Source organism: Enterobacter sp. JBIWA008, from assembly GCF_019968765.1.
GTDB lineage: Bacteria > Pseudomonadota > Gammaproteobacteria > Enterobacterales > Enterobacteriaceae > Enterobacter.
Genome location: NZ_CP074149.1, coordinates 2,448,322 through 2,465,014 on the forward strand (window position 1 = coordinate 2,448,322; position 16,693 = coordinate 2,465,014).

Genomic DNA, 16,693 nt, shown 5'->3' on the forward strand with positions numbered 1-16,693 from the left:
GCCTCTGTTATACTCGCAGCCCGTTTTAGCCTGAGGGCAAGGAGCAAAGTGTGGCTGCGGTCATCCATAATGAGATGTTGGACGAGATTCTGGCGCAGGTTCGTCCGTTACTTGGAAAGGGGAAGGTTGCCGACTATATTCCGGCCCTTGCCTCGGAGAGCGGGAATAAGCTGGGGATTGCTATCTGTACCATCGACGGACAGCGATACCAGGCAGGCGATGCAACGGAACGTTTTTCCATTCAGTCCATCTCGAAAGTGCTGAGTCTGGTTGCAGCGATGCGCCAGTATGAAGAAGAAGAGATCTGGGCGCGTGTCGGTAAAGATCCTTCTGGCCAGCCTTTTAACTCGCTGCTTCAGCTTGAAATTGAACAGGGTAAACCGCGAAATCCCTTTATCAATGCCGGGGCGCTGGTGGTCTGCGATATGCTGCAAAGCCGCCTCAGCGCACCGCGACAGAGAATGCTTGAGATTGTTCGCCAGCTCTCGGGCGTTGACGATATTGCCTATGATGCGGTGGTGGCCCGCTCGGAGTTTGAACACTCCGCCCGTAACGCGGCCATCGCGTGGCTGATGAAATCCTTCGGTAATTTCCACAACGACGTGGCGACCGTGCTGCAAAACTACTTCCATTACTGCGCCCTGAAAATGAGCTGCGTTGAGCTGGCTCAGACGTTCCTGTTCCTTGCGCACCAGGGGCACGCGCCGCATCTCGATCAGGAGGTCGTTTCTCCGCTTCAGGCCCGGCAGGTTAACGCGCTGATGGCCACCAGCGGGATGTATCAAAACGCCGGTGAGTTTGCCTGGCGCGTTGGACTTCCGGCTAAATCGGGCGTCGGCGGCGGGGTCGTGGCGATTGTGCCGCATGAAATGGCGATAGCCGTCTGGAGCCCGGAACTGGATGAAACGGGAAATTCCCTTGCCGGCGTGGCGGTTCTGGAGAAACTGACCCAGCGTCTGGGACGTTCCGTATACTGATGTCCGATCTGGATCCTCTCTTTTCCCGCCTGGCGCGATCGACATTTCGCTCGCGCTTTCGCCTGGGCGATAAGGAACGACGGTACTGCTGGGACAAAGGCCCCGACACCATTGACCAGCATGCCGCGGATTTTGTCGAAAAGCGCCTTGCGCCCGCGCACCCAGCAAACGACGGTAAACAGACGCCCATGCGCGGTCACCCGGTGTTTATCGCCCAGCATGCCACCGCCACCTGTTGTCGGGGCTGTCTGGCAAAATGGCATAATATTCCACAGGGTGTAACGCTCACTGCGCCGCAACAAAATTATATCGTCAGCGTCATCCACCACTGGCTGGTGCTGCAGATGAACGCCTAAATTTGACGAGTTATGCTCCAGCGGTATTTGTGCTATAGATGCATCCCAGGTTAGTCCCGATCATGCTGACGACCGCAATAATTGCCATAAGCTTTCATATGGAATGATATTTAATGCGTTCTGCTCTTACCGCTTTCAGGCCGTTCCAGCCCAACACGCCGCTGCGAAATGCATCGACGATCTTCATCCTCACCACCTTATTCTATTTTGTGGGTGCGGAATTACGGCTCGTTGAGGCCCTGTCCCTGTTCTGGCCGCTGAATGGCGTCATGGCAGGGATCTTCGCCCGCTATATTTACCTGAATCGCCTGCACTACTATGCGGTATGTTACGTCGCGATGCTGTTGTACGACGCGGTGACGACCAACTGGGGGATAGCCTCCGTGGTGATCAACCTGTCTAACATGATTTTTATCGTTGTCGTCGCCATACTGGTTCAGCGCGACAGGCGGCTGATGAAGAAAACCCCCGATCCGCTTAACGCATTACGCCTGTTTAACTACTGTCTGATTGCGGCGCTGCTTTGCGCCTTGCTCGGCGCGGTGGGGTCGGTCGGGATTGACAGTCACACCTTCTGGCCGCTGTTTGCCGACTGGTTTAGCGAGCAGTTCTCAACCGGCGTGCTTGTTGTGCCCTGTATGCTCACGTTACGTATGCCCGGGCGTGAACTCAGGCTACGTCTGGAGCAACTGCTGCCGGTGATGGCGTTGATCGTATCGGTGGTCGCGTCGGTGGTGATTGGTGGAGCGGGGAGCCTCTCGTTTCCTCTGCCTGCGCTTATCTGGTGTGCGGTTCGTTACTCATTGCCTGCGACCTGTCTGCTGACGTTTATCACGGGTGCCACTGAAATTATTCTGGTCGCCAACTCGATTATTAATATTGCCGTGGCCACGCCGTTTACGACGCCAATGATGTTTTCAGCCCGGCTGGGCATCGCCACGATGGCGATCTGTCCGGTTCTGGTCTCCGTCAGCATGGCGGCCATTAATTCCCTGATCCGCCAGGTTTCCCTGCGAGCGGATTATGACTTCTTAACGCAGGTTTATTCGCGTTCCGGGCTTTATGAGGCGCTAAAACACGAAGAGACGCACCGCCATTCGCGTTTCCTGACCGTTATGCTGTTGGATATTGATTACTTCAAAAGCATTAACGATAACTACGGCCACGAGTGCGGCGACCGCGTGCTGGCGTCGTTTGCCCGAGAGGTTCAGCAGGTTGTCGGCGAAGACGGCATGGTGGCGCGCATGGGCGGGGAAGAGTTCGCGGTGGTGGTCAACTCTGGCGACGCGCAGCACGGTTTTGAACTGGCTGAACGCATCCGATCCACCGTCGCCAGCCATCCTTTTACATGGCGTCAGCAAACGCTCTCTCTGACGGTAAGTATTGGCCTTGGAAGCGGGAAGGCGGAGGCATGGCAGTTGACCGAGGTCTTCAACAAACTCATGACCGAAGCGGACGATCAACTCTATCGTTCAAAAAAAGCGGGGCGAAATCGTACCAGCGCCCGGGTAGCGGACGAGCATATTACTGCCACCACCGGACATGAAGCAGAGCCGCGTTAATCGTCACAGGGCATTGACGTGAATAGCAAGTGGCTTAATTCCAGTCAGCTTTTATGAAAGTTTCCAATGGCAGCCCATGGTGTAAAAGTGACCTGAATCTCTCCAGAAGAAGGTTACCCATGTTTGTATCCAGAACAGGCAGTACCCTAAACGCTATTTTCGGCATGAATGAGCAAGGTAAGCCGGAAGCAACATCCATGAGTGACCCACAAGGAGTTACCTTGTCCGACGCTCAGAAACTGGCAGTTAAAAACAGTAAGTTCTTCGAGGCAGGTGCCAGCATGTCGCTTCTGGACCAGCCAGGCAAGATGGGCCATGTTTTCGATCCAATGCCGACGCTTGTGCTGCGCTGCTACGCGAGGTCGGTTTGTCCTTATTGCCCGGAAGGCTGCGAGCAGGAGGGGAATTACCTGAATGCACACAAAGAAACGCTGGTTCCGCTACAGGCGCAACACCCCGACCTTGATCTGAGCATCCGAGTGCATGATGTCGAGTTCCACGGTTCTCCTGAGATGATAGAAAACTGGCGTCTAATTTGAGCCAGCGGTTCTGGAGGTATGTCTTCTGGATGGATTGCAAGTCCAGTGGCAGTAAGTTTGAGCTGCTACAGCTAATGAACGGCATGAGTGACTAGTGATAGTGCGAAAAATGTATTTGTGTACCTTTTCGTACGATTGGGCTTCAGACCTCCTTATCAGGATGTCTGAACGCTGACAATGTCACTGTTTAAGCTATGCTTTTAGTAACGTTTTACGTCAGGAGACATTATGAAAGCACCTGCAACCCCTGAAAATGAAACAGACAGACTGAACTCGCTGCGCGAATCAGGCCTGCTTGAGATCGACAGTTCCCCGGCGTTTGACCGGTTAACGCGTCTGGCAAAACGCTTCTTCCAGGTGCCGCTGGCGATGGTCAATCTCATTGATGAGCATTCGCTAATCGTTAAGTCGGCTGATGGTCAGGCACCGGGCTCCGTTCCGCGTAACATTTCGTTTTGTGGCCATACGATCCTTACCGAAGCGCCGCTGGTGGTGGGGGACATGCTGCAGGACGATCGTTTTGCGGATAATCCGCTGGTGGCGGGTGAACCTCGCGTGCGTTTTTACGCGGGCTTCCCGCTGCGCTTACGGGATGGCGCAAGCGTGGGCTCGCTGTGTCTGATCGATTACGCCCCCCGCGAGTTCTCCGCGGCCGATCTTGCCGTGCTGGGAGACCTGGGCGCGCTGGCGGAAGATGAGTTTGCCGCCATCAGCGCGGCGACTACGGATGAGTTAACCGGCTTATTCAACCGCCGGGGCTTTAATCAACTGGTGCGGTTCACGCTTTCGGTTGCCCGACGCCGGGCCGAGCCGCTGACTCTCGGATGGCTTGATTTGGATCGCTTTAAGGAAATTAACGATCTCTACGGGCATGAAGAGGGCGATAGGGCGCTGAAAGTTATGGCGCAACTGATGCGCGCCTCTTTCCGTGAAGCGGATCTGCTGGTTCGTTTTGGCGGGGACGAATTCGCGGTGATGTTCGCGGATACTGACGAGCAGGGCGCCTGGGTAGCCATGCATTATCTCGCCGAGCAGGTGGAAAGCTATAACGCCCGCAAGCTTCATCCGTGGTCGCTACACTTCTCATGGGGGCTCAGTGAATTCGATCATAACGGCAACGACCTGCAACAGTGGTTAAAAGATGCCGATGAAAAGATGTATGCCATGAAGCAGCAGCACCAGCGCTCCCGGTGACATAATAAAAGCCTATGTCCGAACCGCTTGCGTTAATAAGTTGTTAAATCCAAAGTGAGCGTATTCACCGTAAGGAAAAACAATGAATACCTCACTGCAAATCAAAACCCTCACCCGGGATGAGATCCTCATCCATCTTGATGCGCTGGCCGGGATCCTCGAAAACTGCGTAAACGGCGGGGCATCCGTCAGTTTTATGCTCCCTTTTAGCCTCGATAAGGGCCGTACTTTCTGGCGCGGTATTGCCGAAAGCGTTGCGCGAGGGGAGCGTCTCGTGCTTGCCTGCGTCGATGGTCAGGACGGCGTCATTGGAACGGTGCAGCTGATTGCCGACCAGCCGGAAAACCAGCCGCACCGTGCGGATGTGGCAAAGCTGCTGGTTCATGAAAAAGCGCGTCGAAAAGGGGCCGCAATGGCGCTAATGGAAGCGCTGGAGGCTGAGGCCCGGGCCAGAGACATTTCTGTGCTGGTGCTCGATACCTCCACCGGCAGCGGGGCCGAAACGTTCTACCAGCGTGCCGGCTGGCACAAGGTGGGTGAGATCCCGCGTTACGCGCTGATGCCGGACGGTGCCATGACCGCCACCTCGGTGTTCTATAAGTTCTTATAATTATTTTGCACAACCGCACCGCGGATTGATCAAAACAGGGTTTCTGGTCGTTAAGTTTTGATAAGTTATCGTACCAATCTTATCAGGCTGTATGACTAATCATAAAAGGAACCCCCTTGTGAACACGCTCAACCGTCGTGATTTTCCCGGTGCGCACTACCCAGAACGCATCATTCAGTTTGGTGAAGGAAATTTCCTGCGTGCGTTTGTCGACTGGCAAATTGACCTGTTAAATGAACATACCGATCTTAACGCTGGCGTGGTAATCGTTCGCCCGATTAAGAGCGACTTCCCGCCGTCGTTAAGCACACAGGATGGGTTGTACACTACGATCGTTCGTGGCCTGAATGAGCATGGCGAGGCGGTGAGCGAGGCCCGGCTTATCCGCTCCGTTAACCGGGAAATCAGCGTCTACGACGACTATGGTGCGTTTCTGAATCTGGCACACAACCCTGATATGCGCTTTGTCTTCTCGAACACCACCGAAGCGGGTATCAGCTACCACGCGGGTGACAAATTCGATGATGCCCCTGCGGTGAGCTATCCGGCGAAGCTGACGCGTCTGCTGTTTGAGCGCTTTAACCACTTCAACGGTGCGCAGGATAAAGGCTGGATCATCATTCCTTGCGAGCTGATTGACTACAACGGTGACGCATTGCGCGAACTCGTCTTGCGCTATGCGCAGGAGTGGGCGCTGCCTGCCACCTTTATTCAGTGGCTCAACGTCGCTAACAGCTTCTGCTCGACGCTGGTCGATCGTATCGTTACCGGTTACCCGCGCGACGAAGCGGCCACGCTTGAAGCTGAGCTGGGCTATCACGATGGGTTCCTGGATACGGCTGAACATTTCTATCTGTTCGTTATCCAGGGTCCAGCATCCCTTGCTCAGGAACTCCGTCTGGAAAAGTACCCCTTGAATGTCCTGATTGTCGACGACATCAGGCCCTACAAAGAGCGCAAAGTCGCTATCCTGAACGGTGCTCATACGGCGCTGGTGCCGGTGGCATTTCAGGCAGGGTTAGATACGGTAGGCGAGGCGATGAATGATGCCGAAGTCTGCGCTTTTGTCGAAAAAGCGATTTATCAGGAGATCATTCCGGTCCTCGATCTGCCGCGTGACGAGCTGGAATCATTCGCCAGCGCGGTAACAGGGCGTTTTCGTAATCCCTACATCAGGCACCAGCTGCTTTCCATTGCGCTTAACGGCATGACCAAATACCGCACCCGCATCCTGCCGCAGCTGCTGGCAGGGCAGAAGGCAAGCGGACAATTGCCTGCACGTCTGACGTTCGCGCTGGCTGCATTGATCGCGTTTTATCGAGCGGAACGTAACGGGGAAAACTATCCGGTGCAGGATGATGCATTCTGGCTGGAACGTTATCAGCAGCTCTGGGCGCAGCACCGCGACCGTCAGTTGAGCACCCGTGAGCTGGTGCAGTCCGTGCTGAGCGTGAGCGAGCACTGGGAACAGGATCTGACGCAGGTCTCCGGACTTGTCGACCAGGTTACCCTTGACCTGGATGCTATTCTGCTGAAAGGTATGCGCGCCGCGGTTAAACCGCTTTGCTGATGCGTTCACCCGGCTTCGGCCGGGTTTGAATGCGATCTATTTAGTTACAACATACTATAGGCTTTGTTTTTAAAAAGCACATGCAACACCGTGCCAGTTGCGCTAATCAGTGGAGAAAATGCAATGTCCCGTTAACAAGCTTGCAACGGTGAAAGGGATCACGTTTAATAGCCACGCTCTTTTCTTTCCTGAAACTCACTATGATTGTTCGTCCTAAACAACACTGGCTACAGCTGATTTTCGTCTGGCACGGCTCGGTACTTCCGAAAATCTACACTCGATTGCTGCTCAACTTCCTGCTTTCTATCGCCGTTATCCTGATGCTGCCCTGGTATACCTCGTTGGGCATCAAATTTACCGTGGCGCCATTTAGTATTCTCGGCGTGGCGATCGCTATCTTTCTGGGTTTCAGAAACAACGCCTGTTACTCACGCTACGTTGAGGCCAGGCTGCTCTGGGGGCAGTTGATGATAGCGGCGCGCTCACTGTTTCGCGAGGTAAAAAACACCTTGCCTGACGATAAGCACCTTGGGGAATTTGTCCGCCTGCAGATTGCTTTTGCTAACTGCCTGCGCATGACCCTGCGCCGGGACCTGAACGCTGAGCAACTTTCTCGCTATCTTGCTGCGGATGATTTACGTCACGTGATGAGCGCCAACTCGCCGGCGAACCGTATTTTACTGATCATGGGGGAGTGGCTGGCCGTGCGGCGGCGAAACGGGCAACTCTCAGACATTTTGTTCCACAGCCTGAACAACCGCCTGAACGACATGTCCATCGTCCTTTCCGGCTGCGAGCGCATTGCGACCACGCCGGTGCCGTTTGCCTATACGCTGATTTTGCACCGCACGGTATATCTGTTCTGCATCATGCTGCCGTTCGCGCTGGTTGTGGACCTGCACTACATGACGCCCTTTGTCTCGGCGCTGATTTCCTACACCTTTATCTCACTGGACACCCTGGCGGAAGAGCTGGAAGACCCGTTTGGCACAGAAGATAACGACCTGCCGCTGGACGCCATCTGCAACATGATGGAACGCGATCTGCTGCAGATGAACGACGAAGAGAATATTCCAGAAAGGCTGATGCCTGATAAGCACTATCAGCTGACCTGACGGGCGTTCCACTCGTCGCGGGTGATCTCCCACAGCTCGGAGTCCAGCATCCCGCTGACGTAGGCTTTCTTCTCCTTCCTGATAAGCCGCATGCCGCTGCTGTCTGAAATACGACGGGAGCGGCCGTTGGCGGCAGCCTTCGGTGCGCGCAAGACGGATTTGTTTAGCGTGTTGAACCAGTAGTCCGTAGCGGCAATGCTGGCTTCGCGCATATATCCCTGACCCTGAAACTCCGGCGCGAGCCAGAACCCACGGTTGTTATCCTCGACGTCGTACAGACAGATAATGCCCATCAGCGCGTCCGGCACCTCGCGACGACGAATGCTCCAGAACCAGGCAATCCCTTTTGCCATATCCGGCAGCGCCACGTTGTTGACATAGTTTTCCGCGCCGTTATCAGGGTAGGGCCAGGGCACGGAAGAGACCATATAGCGGACGATCTCCCAGCGTGGATACAGCGTTTGTATCTGGACGGCATCTTCTGCAACCAGCGGTTTTAGCAGTAAGCGTTCTGTCGTGAGCGTCGGTATCGTCATCCGCAGATCTCCATATTTAAGCGTTATGCTTTTGTTTGCGTTCTGGTATTTTCATCTTCACGGCACTCTATCCCAGCGAGCTCTTTTCCCATACTACTAACAATTGCAGAGGTCAGCATGGTATTAAGACGGGCCAACCCGCAGGAAGCCGAAATACTCTGGACTATTCGCAATCAGGCGATCCGTCACGGCTGTAAAACCAGCTACGACGCCGACGTCATTGCGCGCTGGACGCCCGATCTCATGCCCGAACGCTATCGGCAAATGGTCATTGAATATCCTTTTTACGTAGTGGAAGATGAAAAGGGCGATATTGCGGCAACCGGCTATCTGGATCTGGATACCCATCGCGTGGAGGCGATATTCACCTTGCCTGCAGCATCCGGTAAAGGCATGGCGACCAGGATTATTGAGGCGCTCAAAAATGAGGCCCGCAGCCGGGGGATAACCCGCCTGACGCTCGACGCAACGCCTAACGCCCAATCGTTTTATCAAAAACTGGGGTTTGCTACGCTAAGCGAAAAATACCATCACTCGCGCATGGCGGGAGCTGATTTACGCTGTTTTGAAATGGCGATCGAGTTGTAATGTGAGGAACATATGGCTGTCACGGTAAGACCTTTACGCGCCGAAGATTACTCCCACTGGCGACCATTGTGGGATGGCTATACCCATTTTTATGATTGCTACCTTGAGGAATCCGTCACCGCATCCACATGGGAAAGGGCGCTTTCAGCACATTCACCGATGTTCTGCCGGGTGGTCGAGAAGGACCAAAAGGTCATCGGTTTCGCGATGTGCATTCTGCATGAAGGAACCTGGTCAACGGCCCCCGTTTGCTATCTGGAAGATCTGTTTGTTGATGCCGACGAACGCGGGGTCGGCGCAGGTAAGACGCTCATTGACGCTCTGATTGAGGAAGGCAAGCGCGAAGGGTGGTCAAAACTGTATTGGGTCACCCGGGAGAATAATCCGGCGCGTAAGCTCTATGACAAATACGGTGAAGCTGACGATTACGTCCGCTATCGGCTCTCCCTTTAAGGCGACAATGCCTGGGTTTGTATCACACTGTATCAGCGTCCCGGATGCATACACAGGCTTGCAATAAAGCCGCTTTCGCACATATCCGCTATACATTGCCGTGTTGTTATATCCCCGTGAACTTTACTCAACAGGAGATACCAACATGTTTAGCAAACTCGCGTACTCAACTCTTGCACTGAGCGTTTCGCTTGGCACCGTGATGTCCTGTCAGGCTGAGGTCACAGGCACAAACTTCGCGGCCGCTTTTGACCATCCGCAGCAAATTAACGCCGGCGATCTGAATATCGGCTATGTCGATATCGGCCCTAAAGACGGTCAACCGGTCATTTTACTGCACGGCTGGCCCTACGATATTCACAGCTACGCCGAGGTCGCGCCCGCTCTGGCGGCAAAAGGCTATCGGGTGATTGTGCCTTCTCTGCGCGGCTACGGCACCACGCGCTTCCTGTCAGCCAAAACGCCGCGCAACGGCCAGCCTTCAGCCATGGCGAAAGATATTGTCAACCTGATGGACGCCCTGAACATTAACCAGGCGGTATTTGCAGGATATGACTGGGGCGCTCGTACCGCGGATATCGTTGCGGCGCTGTGGCCAGAGCGCGTTAAGTCACTGGTGTCGGTGAGTGGGTATCTCATCAGCAGCCAGCAGATTGGCAAACAGCCGTTGCCGCCAAAAGCGGAGCAGCAGTGGTGGTATCAGTTCTATTTCGCCACCGCGCGCGGCGCTGAAGGCTATGCCAAAAACACGCATGACTTCGCGCGCTTAATCTGGTCGCAGGCATCGCCTGACTGGAAGTTTAGCGACGCGGTCTTTAACGCCAGCGCTAAATCGCTCGATAACCCGGATCACGTCGCGGTCACGCTCAGCAACTATCGCTGGCGTTTAGGGCTGGAAAAAGGCGAGCGCAAATATGACAGCTACGAGCAAAAACTGGCCGCCTTGCCGAACATTACCGTCCCAACCATTACCATAGAAGGCGGAAACAACGGTGCGCCGCACCCAGCACCGCAGGCCTACGCGGGTAAATTTACCGGTAAATATGAGCATCGCACCTTTGGGGCAACCGTGGGGCATAATCCGCCTCAGGAAGATCCGCAGGATTTCGTCAAGGCCGTCGTTGACGCTGACAAGCTCTGAAATGTGCTATTTTCAGTACGTTACCCTTCGGTCTGGAGATTTCGGTGGAGCATATTGATCATATCCTTGTCGTCGATGACGACAGGGATATTCGTGAACTGATTGTCGATTATCTCGTTAAGTCTGGCTATCGCGCGACGGGCGCGGCTAACAGCAAAGAGATGCGCGTCGTGCTGGATAAACAGCATATCGACCTGGTGGTGCTGGATGTCATGATGCCCGGCGACGACGGACTTACGCTCTGTCGAGAGCTACGCGTCGGGAAAAATAAAGATCTGCCCATTCTGATGCTGACGGCGCGCACCGAGGAGACAGACAGGATTCTTGGTCTGGAGATGGGCGCGGATGACTACGTGGTGAAGCCGTTTGTCGCCCGCGAACTGCTGGCACGTATCAAAGCGATTTTACGGCGTTTTCGCACGATGCCGCCCAATCTACAGGTGACAGAGGCAGGGCGGCTGGTGATGTTCGGTGAATGGCAGCTCGATACCGTCGCCCGACACTTAATCGATCCGGAAGGGGTGATTGTGGCGCTCAGCGGGGCGGAGTATCGCCTGCTGCGCGTTTTCCTTGACCATCCTCAGCGGGTGCTGACCCGCGATCAGCTGCTCAACCTGACGCAGGGGCGCGATGCCGAGCTGTTTGAACGTTCTATCGACCTGCTGGTTAGCCGGGTTCGTCAGCGCCTGAACGAAGATGCCCGTACGCCCGCCTATATCAAAACCGTGCGCAGCGAAGGCTACGTCTTTACGATGCCGGTGACCATCAAAGAGGTGAACGAATGAGGCTATGGCCACGCTCGCTGCTGGCCCGTTTGCTGATCGTCGTGCTGCCCGGTCTGCTGCTGGCTAACGCCCTGAGCCTGACGCTGGTCATGATTGAACGAATGCACAGCGCCCGCACGGTGATGCTCGGTAATCTGGAAAACGACGTCGCAACCAGCGTCGCCATTTTAGATCGCCTACCGGCCAGCGAACGCGCGGCCTGGCTGCCGCGTCTTGAACGGGGTAACTATCGTTATATTCTGGGCAAGGGGGAGCCCGGTGGAGCGCCGACGGATAAGCGTTCGCAGGATGCCATCCGAACCTTAAAAGCGACGCTCGCGGCAGAATATCCGCTCAGCTTCACCGCCGTTCCCGGCGCCATTTCACACATCCAGGCGCATCTTACGTTGCGCGATGGCTCGCCGCTGACCATTGACCTGATCCCGCGCATGCCGCCGGTCGCCAGCTGGTTGCCCGTTGTGCTCCTCCTTCAGCTGCTGCTTCTGGCGGCCTGCTCCTGGATTGCCGTGCGGCAGGTGGTACGACCTTTTTCACAATTTACCCGCGCGGTGGATTCGCTGGATCCGGCGGCCAGCACGCCAATGACTGAGAAAGGGCCGCTGGAGGTGCAGCGGGCAGCGCACGCCTTCAACGCGATGCAGGCGCGCATTCAGTCTTATCTCAGGGAGCGCGCGCAGATCCTGGCCTCTATTTCTCACGATCTCCAGACGCCCATTACCCGCATGAAGCTTCGTGTTGAAATGACGGAGCAGCCAGAGCTGCGGGACAAGCTCTTAAACGACCTTGATAACATGTCGCGTCTGGTGCGAGAAGGTATTGCGTATGCCCGGTCATCAGAATCACTGGAAGAGACCTCGCTGAAGCTGGAGCTGAATGCCTGGGTCAACAGCATCGCCAGCGATTATCAGGACATCGGAAAAAACGTGCAGTTTCAGGCAAGCGATGCCCGCCTGCCGATCGTTACGCGTCCGCAGGCGCTTCGCCGTGTGATGACCAACCTGCTGGATAATGCCCTCAAATTCGGCGAGAGTGCCGCGATTGCCATAGATGATTCGTCTGACAGCGAGGTGATTATTCACATTGTGGACGACGGACCAGGCATACCCGAAGCCGAGCTGGAGGCGGTATTACAGCCGTTTTACCGGGTTGAAACCTCGCGCAACCGCGATACCGGCGGAACAGGGCTCGGACTGGCGATTGCCGCGCAGCTCACCGCTCAACTTAACGGAAAGCTGAACCTGGAGAACCGCGCCGAAGGCGGGCTGGACGTCTCCATTACGCTACCGCGCCGTTAGCTAATTGTACGGTTTTGTATCTCGCTGCCGGGGTGATACAGAACCAGACAAAATCTGCGTTGTTACACATATCCTGAACACATCCGCACGATGAAATAGCCTCACTGCAGCGTCGCAGGACTTGTTTTGTGAGGTGTCTATGTTTCTGGTAATCGCTTTTCTGGGCGGGATGATAAGCCTGCTCAGTCCATGTACCCTCCCGGTTATCCCGCTTCTGTTCGCCGGTTTTCAAGGGCAAAGACGACATATTCTGGCCCTGCTCGCGGGGATGATCGTGATGTTCACCCTGGTGGCGATGGTCGTCACCGTCGCCAGCGAGTGGATAACAGAGGCGACCATCGTCGGGCGCTGGATCGCCCTCGTCATTCTGGCCACCGCCGCGCTGTCCTTAATTTTCCCGTCTTTCGCCCAGCGTATTGCAGGACCTGCCGTCAGCGCGGGAAATGTCCTCAACGCCCGAAGCGGACAAACGCGCGGAATGGCATCGGCTTTTCTCGCCGGGCTTGCGGTAGGACTGCTCTGGTCTCCGTGCGCCGGCCCCATACTGGGGGCGATTTTCAGCATTAATATCGCGGGACATTCAGCCATTACGACTGGCGCGCTGCTGGCCGCCTATGGCAGCGGGTGCGCGCTGATGCTGGGATTACTCGTCATCGGAGGCCGCACGCTCATGACCCCGCTGAGAGCAAAATCGGCGCTGATGGCGAAGCTGCGTCAGGGTGCTGGCGTGATGATGCTGGCGGCGGTCGTCTTCAACGCGACGGGGATGACCTCGCTGCTGAAGGGAGCAAACGGCGTTGCGGACCGTCTGGAGACAACACTCCTGATGCTGGCGAAACCCATAACCACGCCGGTGAAGCTCCAGCCGGTCGTGATGGCAGAACCCAGCAGCCAGCTGCCTTCGTTAAGCGGCGGGACAGGGTGGATTAACGGTGACCCTGTCACGTCTGAATCATTGCGAGGGAAGGTGGTGTTGATTGATTTCTGGACGTGGGATTGCATCAACTGCCAGCATACGCTCCCGCACGTGCGCGACTGGGCCACAAAGTACCAATCTCAGGGTCTGGTCGTTATTGGGGTTCACACTCCGGAATATCCCTGGGAAAAACCGCTTTCGTCGGTAAAAAATGCGGTGAATAAATGGCAACTGCCGTATCGGGTAGTGACGGATAACAACTATCAAATCTGGAATGCTTTCGGCAACCAGTACTGGCCAGCGCATTACTATTTTGATGCCAAAGGTCAGCTACGCTATACCGCCTTTGGCGAGGGAGATTATGAGCAACAGGAAATGGTTATCCAGCAGTTGCTGAAAGAAGCCCGCTCATAATCGGATCAGGGCTGGCGTTGAGCCACGATAAACAACCGAGGAAAAGCCAGCAGTATCTGCCCGTTTTCCTGGAGCGGATACTGCTCTTGCAGCAGTTCATGGTAGCGTTTCAGAAAACGTTTCTGCTCGCTCTCGTTCAGTTCCTGGAGCCAGGGGCGCAAACCGGTGGCGCTTACCCAGTCAATAATGGCCTGGTGAGAGCTCATTTTGTGATAATAGGTTGTTCGCCAGATATCCACGTCACAGCCAGCCTCCGATAGAATATCGTAATAAGCATGTACACCAGGCAGAGGTTCGCGACCACGGTCCGGGTAGTCTTGCTCCAGCGCCACTTCACGCATTGCCACATGAGTAGGTTCCAGCCAGTTGTCAGGCATCTGGATCGCCAGCACGCCATTTAACTTAAGCAGGGAGACAAGGTGCGGCAGGAGATCGTAATGGTCCGGAACCCATTGCAGCGAAGCATTGGCATAAATCAGGCTCAGCGGTTGACCAGGTTTGTACTGACGGATATCGGCCTCAACAAAGCGGCAGTCAGGTAAGGCGGCGCGTGCTTCCTCGAGCATGGCAGGGGAGTTATCGACTCCGGTGATTTGAGCAGAAGGCCAGCGATGCTTCAACAGCCCGGTGCTGTTTCCTGGCCCGCAGCCCAGATCAGCGATAGTAGCGGCCTCATCCAGAGGAATTCTGGCGAGCAGCTCTGCGGCTGGACGCGTTCTTTCTGCGCCATATTGCAGGTAAAGAGAAGGATTCCAGTCGGCCATCGTCAATTCTCCGTTTTGCATGATTCTGCAAGAATAGCACAGGCAGATGCCAGGGAAGCCATACCGGCGAGGATGTTTGGGTTGATGACGCCAGGAAAGTATGTAAAACGAAGAGGGGGGCAAAAAAAACAAGAAAGCGAAAATATTACCCCTTAAAAAATTAAGGGGCAATGCTTTTATTGTTATTATTTTATGATTATTGTTTTTTAATATTTTATCGGCAAAGTGCTTCTTATGCTCTGTACCCGAAACTTTAAATATTAGATAATCATCGATGGGTATATCCCTGGTGTTTCGTAGGTCTTTGACCTCCTGACCACTTAGTTTTGCGAGAACTTCGTGGTCAGGTACTTTTTAAGTATAGGGAATATGCGGCACAATGAAAGCTGTCCGAAAAGACAGGTGATAATAGTTTCAGGTGTTATTATCAGGAACAAGAGAATGAATTCTGTCATTGAATTTTTTTTACACGACTACGATGATTTACCTCCAGCATTAGCGCGCGAACTCTATCGACTCAGGAGAAAAACTTTTCGAGACCGCCTCGACTGGAAAGTGGAATGTGTCGAAGGTATGGAAAAGGATCAATTTGATTCCCATAACACGACATACTTACTGGGTATGTATGATGGACAGCTTTTATGCGGCGCGCGATTTATTAACTCAACGCAGCCGACAATGATAAGCGAAATCTTTCACAATTATTTCGATAACCCCATTGTTTTTCCAGCAGATGTTCCCAGCTGTGAAGTGAGCCGTTTATTTTTAGATAAAGAAACACGAGACTCCGCAAGCCTGCAGAGCGTGCCCGCCAGTAAGGCATTGTTTCTTGCAATGAATATTTATTGCATAAAGAAAAAATATCACGGGATGTACGCTGTAGCCAGTCGTGGTATGTATGCCATTTTTCGCCATGCGAACTGGAAAGTTGAAGTTATTCAGCGCGGTGTCTCTGAAAAAGGGGAGGTTATTTATTACATTTATATGCCTGCCAGCACCAGCGTTATTGAAGACATTATTAGCAAAGACAAATCCAGTCACTGGCTTCGCGAAATGCTCGAGCATCTACGCCATTTATAGCCAGTGGCGGAGGCTCAGTCCTCCAGTAACCGGAGTTCTGTTCCAAGTTTTATTGCGTGTCTGGCATTATTCACACCGAGTTTTTTCATTATATTGCCCATGTGAAATTTAACGGTGCGCTCAGCAATAGACAAAATAACAGCAATTTCTGCGTACGTTTTCCCGGCGCTGACCCATTTAAGTATTTGGCGCTCACGCGGCGATAAGAAAACATTCTTTTTCTGTTGATGCTGACTATACAGATTGAGTGTCTTCTGATGTAACTGAAAAAGGAAGCGTAGAAATTGCGGTCGATATTTCTCTATGTCAATGCCAGAATGCTTGGGACTGATGACGGATAAGACAACAAGATTATTCAGATAGTCATGCAGAGGAAAAGTTTGTCCCTGGTAAATATCATACTGGACACTTTCGTCGAAAATGCGTGTCAGGTTATAACCATCCGACAGGACGACATCACTTTCCCAGAAAAAATCTTCAACACAGCGCAAAGCCCGAATAATGACAGGGTCAATGAACTGATATTTTCTCTCAAGGTAGATATTAAACCACTCAGGGCTGTTATTGATTATCCTCATCTGTGAAGGGTCTTTCTTGTTCATAATAGCGTAGGCGAAAACGATCCCTTTGAAGTCCTCAAAAAACGCGTCCAGCTCACTCTGAATTAGCGTATTGATCGTTATGTCGTTGTAATATGTATCCTTCACGTGAGTTGCTGCCTCCTGTTCGAGTGGAGGAGCAAGTATAATATGCTTCGTTATCTGTAGCGAGTCGCATTTTAATCCAAACAACAGTTAA

General features: G+C 53.8%; 18 protein-coding genes. 15 read left to right on the forward strand and 3 right to left on the reverse strand.

What is annotated here, in order from left to right:
- Positions 1-50 precede the first annotated feature (50 nt).
- The 8 genes from glsB to KGP24_RS11935 all read left to right on the forward strand — a co-directional run bounded on the left by glsB (position 51) and on the right by KGP24_RS11935 (position 7,923).
- Complete coding sequence (gene glsB, locus KGP24_RS11900; protein WP_223560548.1) at positions 51-977, forward strand: glutaminase B; 927 nt, start codon at positions 51-53, stop codon at positions 975-977.
- Complete coding sequence (locus KGP24_RS11905; protein ID WP_223560549.1) at positions 977-1,333, forward strand: DUF4186 domain-containing protein; 357 nt, start codon at positions 977-979, stop codon at positions 1,331-1,333. Before glsB ends, KGP24_RS11905 begins: the two co-directional genes overlap by 1 nt.
- 113 nt (positions 1,334-1,446) lie before the next feature.
- Complete coding sequence (locus tag KGP24_RS11910) at positions 1,447-2,895, forward strand: GGDEF domain-containing protein (RefSeq protein ID WP_223560550.1); 1,449 nt, start codon at positions 1,447-1,449, stop codon at positions 2,893-2,895.
- Positions 2,896-3,014: 119 nt separating this feature from the next.
- Positions 3,015-3,434, forward strand: a complete 420-nt coding sequence (locus KGP24_RS11915; RefSeq protein WP_223560551.1) for a hypothetical protein — start codon at positions 3,015-3,017, stop codon at positions 3,432-3,434.
- A 228-nt stretch (positions 3,435-3,662) separates the two neighbouring features.
- Positions 3,663-4,628, forward strand: coding sequence for a sensor domain-containing diguanylate cyclase (locus KGP24_RS11920; RefSeq protein ID WP_223560552.1), 966 nt, complete (start codon positions 3,663-3,665; stop codon positions 4,626-4,628).
- Between the two features lie 82 nt (positions 4,629-4,710).
- Positions 4,711-5,238 carry a GNAT family N-acetyltransferase gene (locus KGP24_RS11925; protein WP_223560553.1) on the forward strand — a complete coding sequence of 176 codons (528 nt, stop codon included), beginning with the start codon at positions 4,711-4,713 and terminating at the stop codon, positions 5,236-5,238.
- 118 nt (positions 5,239-5,356) lie between these two features.
- Positions 5,357-6,808: a tagaturonate reductase gene (locus tag KGP24_RS11930; protein WP_223560554.1), complete on the forward strand. Its 1,452-nt coding sequence runs from the start codon at positions 5,357-5,359 to the stop codon at positions 6,806-6,808.
- A 200-nt stretch (positions 6,809-7,008) separates the two neighbouring features.
- Positions 7,009-7,923 carry a bestrophin family protein gene (locus KGP24_RS11935; RefSeq protein WP_202772993.1) on the forward strand — a complete coding sequence of 305 codons (915 nt, stop codon included), beginning with the start codon at positions 7,009-7,011 and terminating at the stop codon, positions 7,921-7,923.
- On the opposite strand, the gene KGP24_RS11940 is transcribed toward KGP24_RS11935, so the two are convergent.
- Positions 7,911-8,459 (reverse strand): GNAT family N-acetyltransferase, encoded by a 549-nt coding sequence (locus tag KGP24_RS11940; protein ID WP_223560555.1) that lies wholly within the window; start codon positions 8,457-8,459, stop codon positions 7,911-7,913. The two genes, KGP24_RS11935 and KGP24_RS11940, sit on opposite strands and share 13 nt — an antisense overlap.
- 117 nt (positions 8,460-8,576) lie before the next feature.
- Here KGP24_RS11940 and KGP24_RS11945 point away from each other — a divergent pair, with 117 nt between their 5' ends.
- The 6 genes from KGP24_RS11945 to KGP24_RS11970 all read left to right on the forward strand — a co-directional run bounded on the left by KGP24_RS11945 (position 8,577) and on the right by KGP24_RS11970 (position 14,051).
- Complete coding sequence (locus KGP24_RS11945; RefSeq protein ID WP_223560556.1) at positions 8,577-9,047, forward strand: GNAT family N-acetyltransferase; 471 nt, start codon at positions 8,577-8,579, stop codon at positions 9,045-9,047.
- A 12-nt stretch (positions 9,048-9,059) separates the two neighbouring features.
- Positions 9,060-9,500: a GNAT family N-acetyltransferase gene (locus KGP24_RS11950; RefSeq protein WP_223560557.1), complete on the forward strand. Its 441-nt coding sequence runs from the start codon at positions 9,060-9,062 to the stop codon at positions 9,498-9,500.
- Positions 9,501-9,645: 145 nt separating this feature from the next.
- Complete coding sequence (locus tag KGP24_RS11955) at positions 9,646-10,641, forward strand: alpha/beta hydrolase (RefSeq protein WP_223560558.1); 996 nt, start codon at positions 9,646-9,648, stop codon at positions 10,639-10,641.
- Between the two features lie 44 nt (positions 10,642-10,685).
- On the forward strand, positions 10,686-11,426 hold the full coding sequence (locus KGP24_RS11960; RefSeq protein ID WP_223560559.1) for a response regulator: 741 nt from the start codon (positions 10,686-10,688) through the stop codon (positions 11,424-11,426).
- Positions 11,423-12,721, forward strand: coding sequence for an ATP-binding protein (locus tag KGP24_RS11965; RefSeq protein ID WP_223560560.1), 1,299 nt, complete (start codon positions 11,423-11,425; stop codon positions 12,719-12,721). The genes KGP24_RS11960 and KGP24_RS11965 overlap by 4 nt, the downstream gene beginning before the upstream one ends.
- A 139-nt stretch (positions 12,722-12,860) precedes the next feature.
- Entirely contained in the window at positions 12,861-14,051 is a 1,191-nt protein-coding gene (locus KGP24_RS11970) for a cytochrome c biogenesis protein/redoxin (RefSeq protein WP_223560561.1), read from the forward strand.
- 5 nt (positions 14,052-14,056) lie between these two features.
- Here the strand turns inward: KGP24_RS11970 and tam are convergent, their stop codons facing one another.
- On the reverse strand, positions 14,057-14,815 hold the full coding sequence (tam, locus tag KGP24_RS11975; RefSeq protein WP_223560562.1) for a trans-aconitate 2-methyltransferase: 759 nt from the start codon (positions 14,813-14,815) through the stop codon (positions 14,057-14,059).
- Between the two features lie 441 nt (positions 14,816-15,256).
- On the opposite strand from tam, the gene KGP24_RS11980 reads away from it, so the two are divergent.
- The gene (locus KGP24_RS11980; RefSeq protein ID WP_223560563.1) at positions 15,257-15,895 is read left to right on the forward strand and encodes an acyl-homoserine-lactone synthase; all 639 of its coding nucleotides are present in this window, start codon (positions 15,257-15,259) and stop codon (positions 15,893-15,895) included.
- Between the two features lie 14 nt (positions 15,896-15,909).
- On the opposite strand, the gene KGP24_RS11985 is transcribed toward KGP24_RS11980, so the two are convergent.
- Entirely contained in the window at positions 15,910-16,602 is a 693-nt protein-coding gene (locus tag KGP24_RS11985) for a LuxR family transcriptional regulator (RefSeq protein WP_223560564.1), read from the reverse strand.
- Between the last annotated feature and the right edge of the window lie 91 nt (positions 16,603-16,693).

Excerpts from the sequence above, each read along its gene's own strand:
- KGP24_RS11905 (WP_223560549.1), top strand. The coding sequence starts at position 977 with ATGTCCGATCTGGATCCTCTCTTTTCCCGCCTGGCGCGATCGACATTT.
- KGP24_RS11910 (WP_223560550.1), top strand. The coding sequence starts at position 1,447 with ATGCGTTCTGCTCTTACCGCTTTCAGGCCGTTCCAGCCCAACACGCCG.
- KGP24_RS11915 (WP_223560551.1), top strand. The coding sequence starts at position 3,015 with ATGTTTGTATCCAGAACAGGCAGTACCCTAAACGCTATTTTCGGCATG.
- KGP24_RS11920 (WP_223560552.1), top strand. The coding sequence starts at position 3,663 with ATGAAAGCACCTGCAACCCCTGAAAATGAAACAGACAGACTGAACTCG.
- KGP24_RS11925 (WP_223560553.1), top strand. The coding sequence starts at position 4,711 with ATGAATACCTCACTGCAAATCAAAACCCTCACCCGGGATGAGATCCTC.
- KGP24_RS11935 (WP_202772993.1), top strand. The coding sequence starts at position 7,009 with ATGATTGTTCGTCCTAAACAACACTGGCTACAGCTGATTTTCGTCTGG.
- KGP24_RS11940 (WP_223560555.1), bottom strand. The coding sequence starts at position 8,459 with ATGACGATACCGACGCTCACGACAGAACGCTTACTGCTAAAACCGCTG.
- KGP24_RS11945 (WP_223560556.1), top strand. The coding sequence starts at position 8,577 with ATGGTATTAAGACGGGCCAACCCGCAGGAAGCCGAAATACTCTGGACT.
- KGP24_RS11950 (WP_223560557.1), top strand. The coding sequence starts at position 9,060 with ATGGCTGTCACGGTAAGACCTTTACGCGCCGAAGATTACTCCCACTGG.
- KGP24_RS11955 (WP_223560558.1), top strand. The coding sequence starts at position 9,646 with ATGTTTAGCAAACTCGCGTACTCAACTCTTGCACTGAGCGTTTCGCTT.
- KGP24_RS11965 (WP_223560560.1), top strand. The coding sequence starts at position 11,423 with ATGAGGCTATGGCCACGCTCGCTGCTGGCCCGTTTGCTGATCGTCGTG.
- KGP24_RS11970 (WP_223560561.1), top strand. The coding sequence starts at position 12,861 with ATGTTTCTGGTAATCGCTTTTCTGGGCGGGATGATAAGCCTGCTCAGT.
- tam (WP_223560562.1), bottom strand. The coding sequence starts at position 14,815 with ATGGCCGACTGGAATCCTTCTCTTTACCTGCAATATGGCGCAGAAAGA.
- KGP24_RS11980 (WP_223560563.1), top strand. The coding sequence starts at position 15,257 with ATGAATTCTGTCATTGAATTTTTTTTACACGACTACGATGATTTACCT.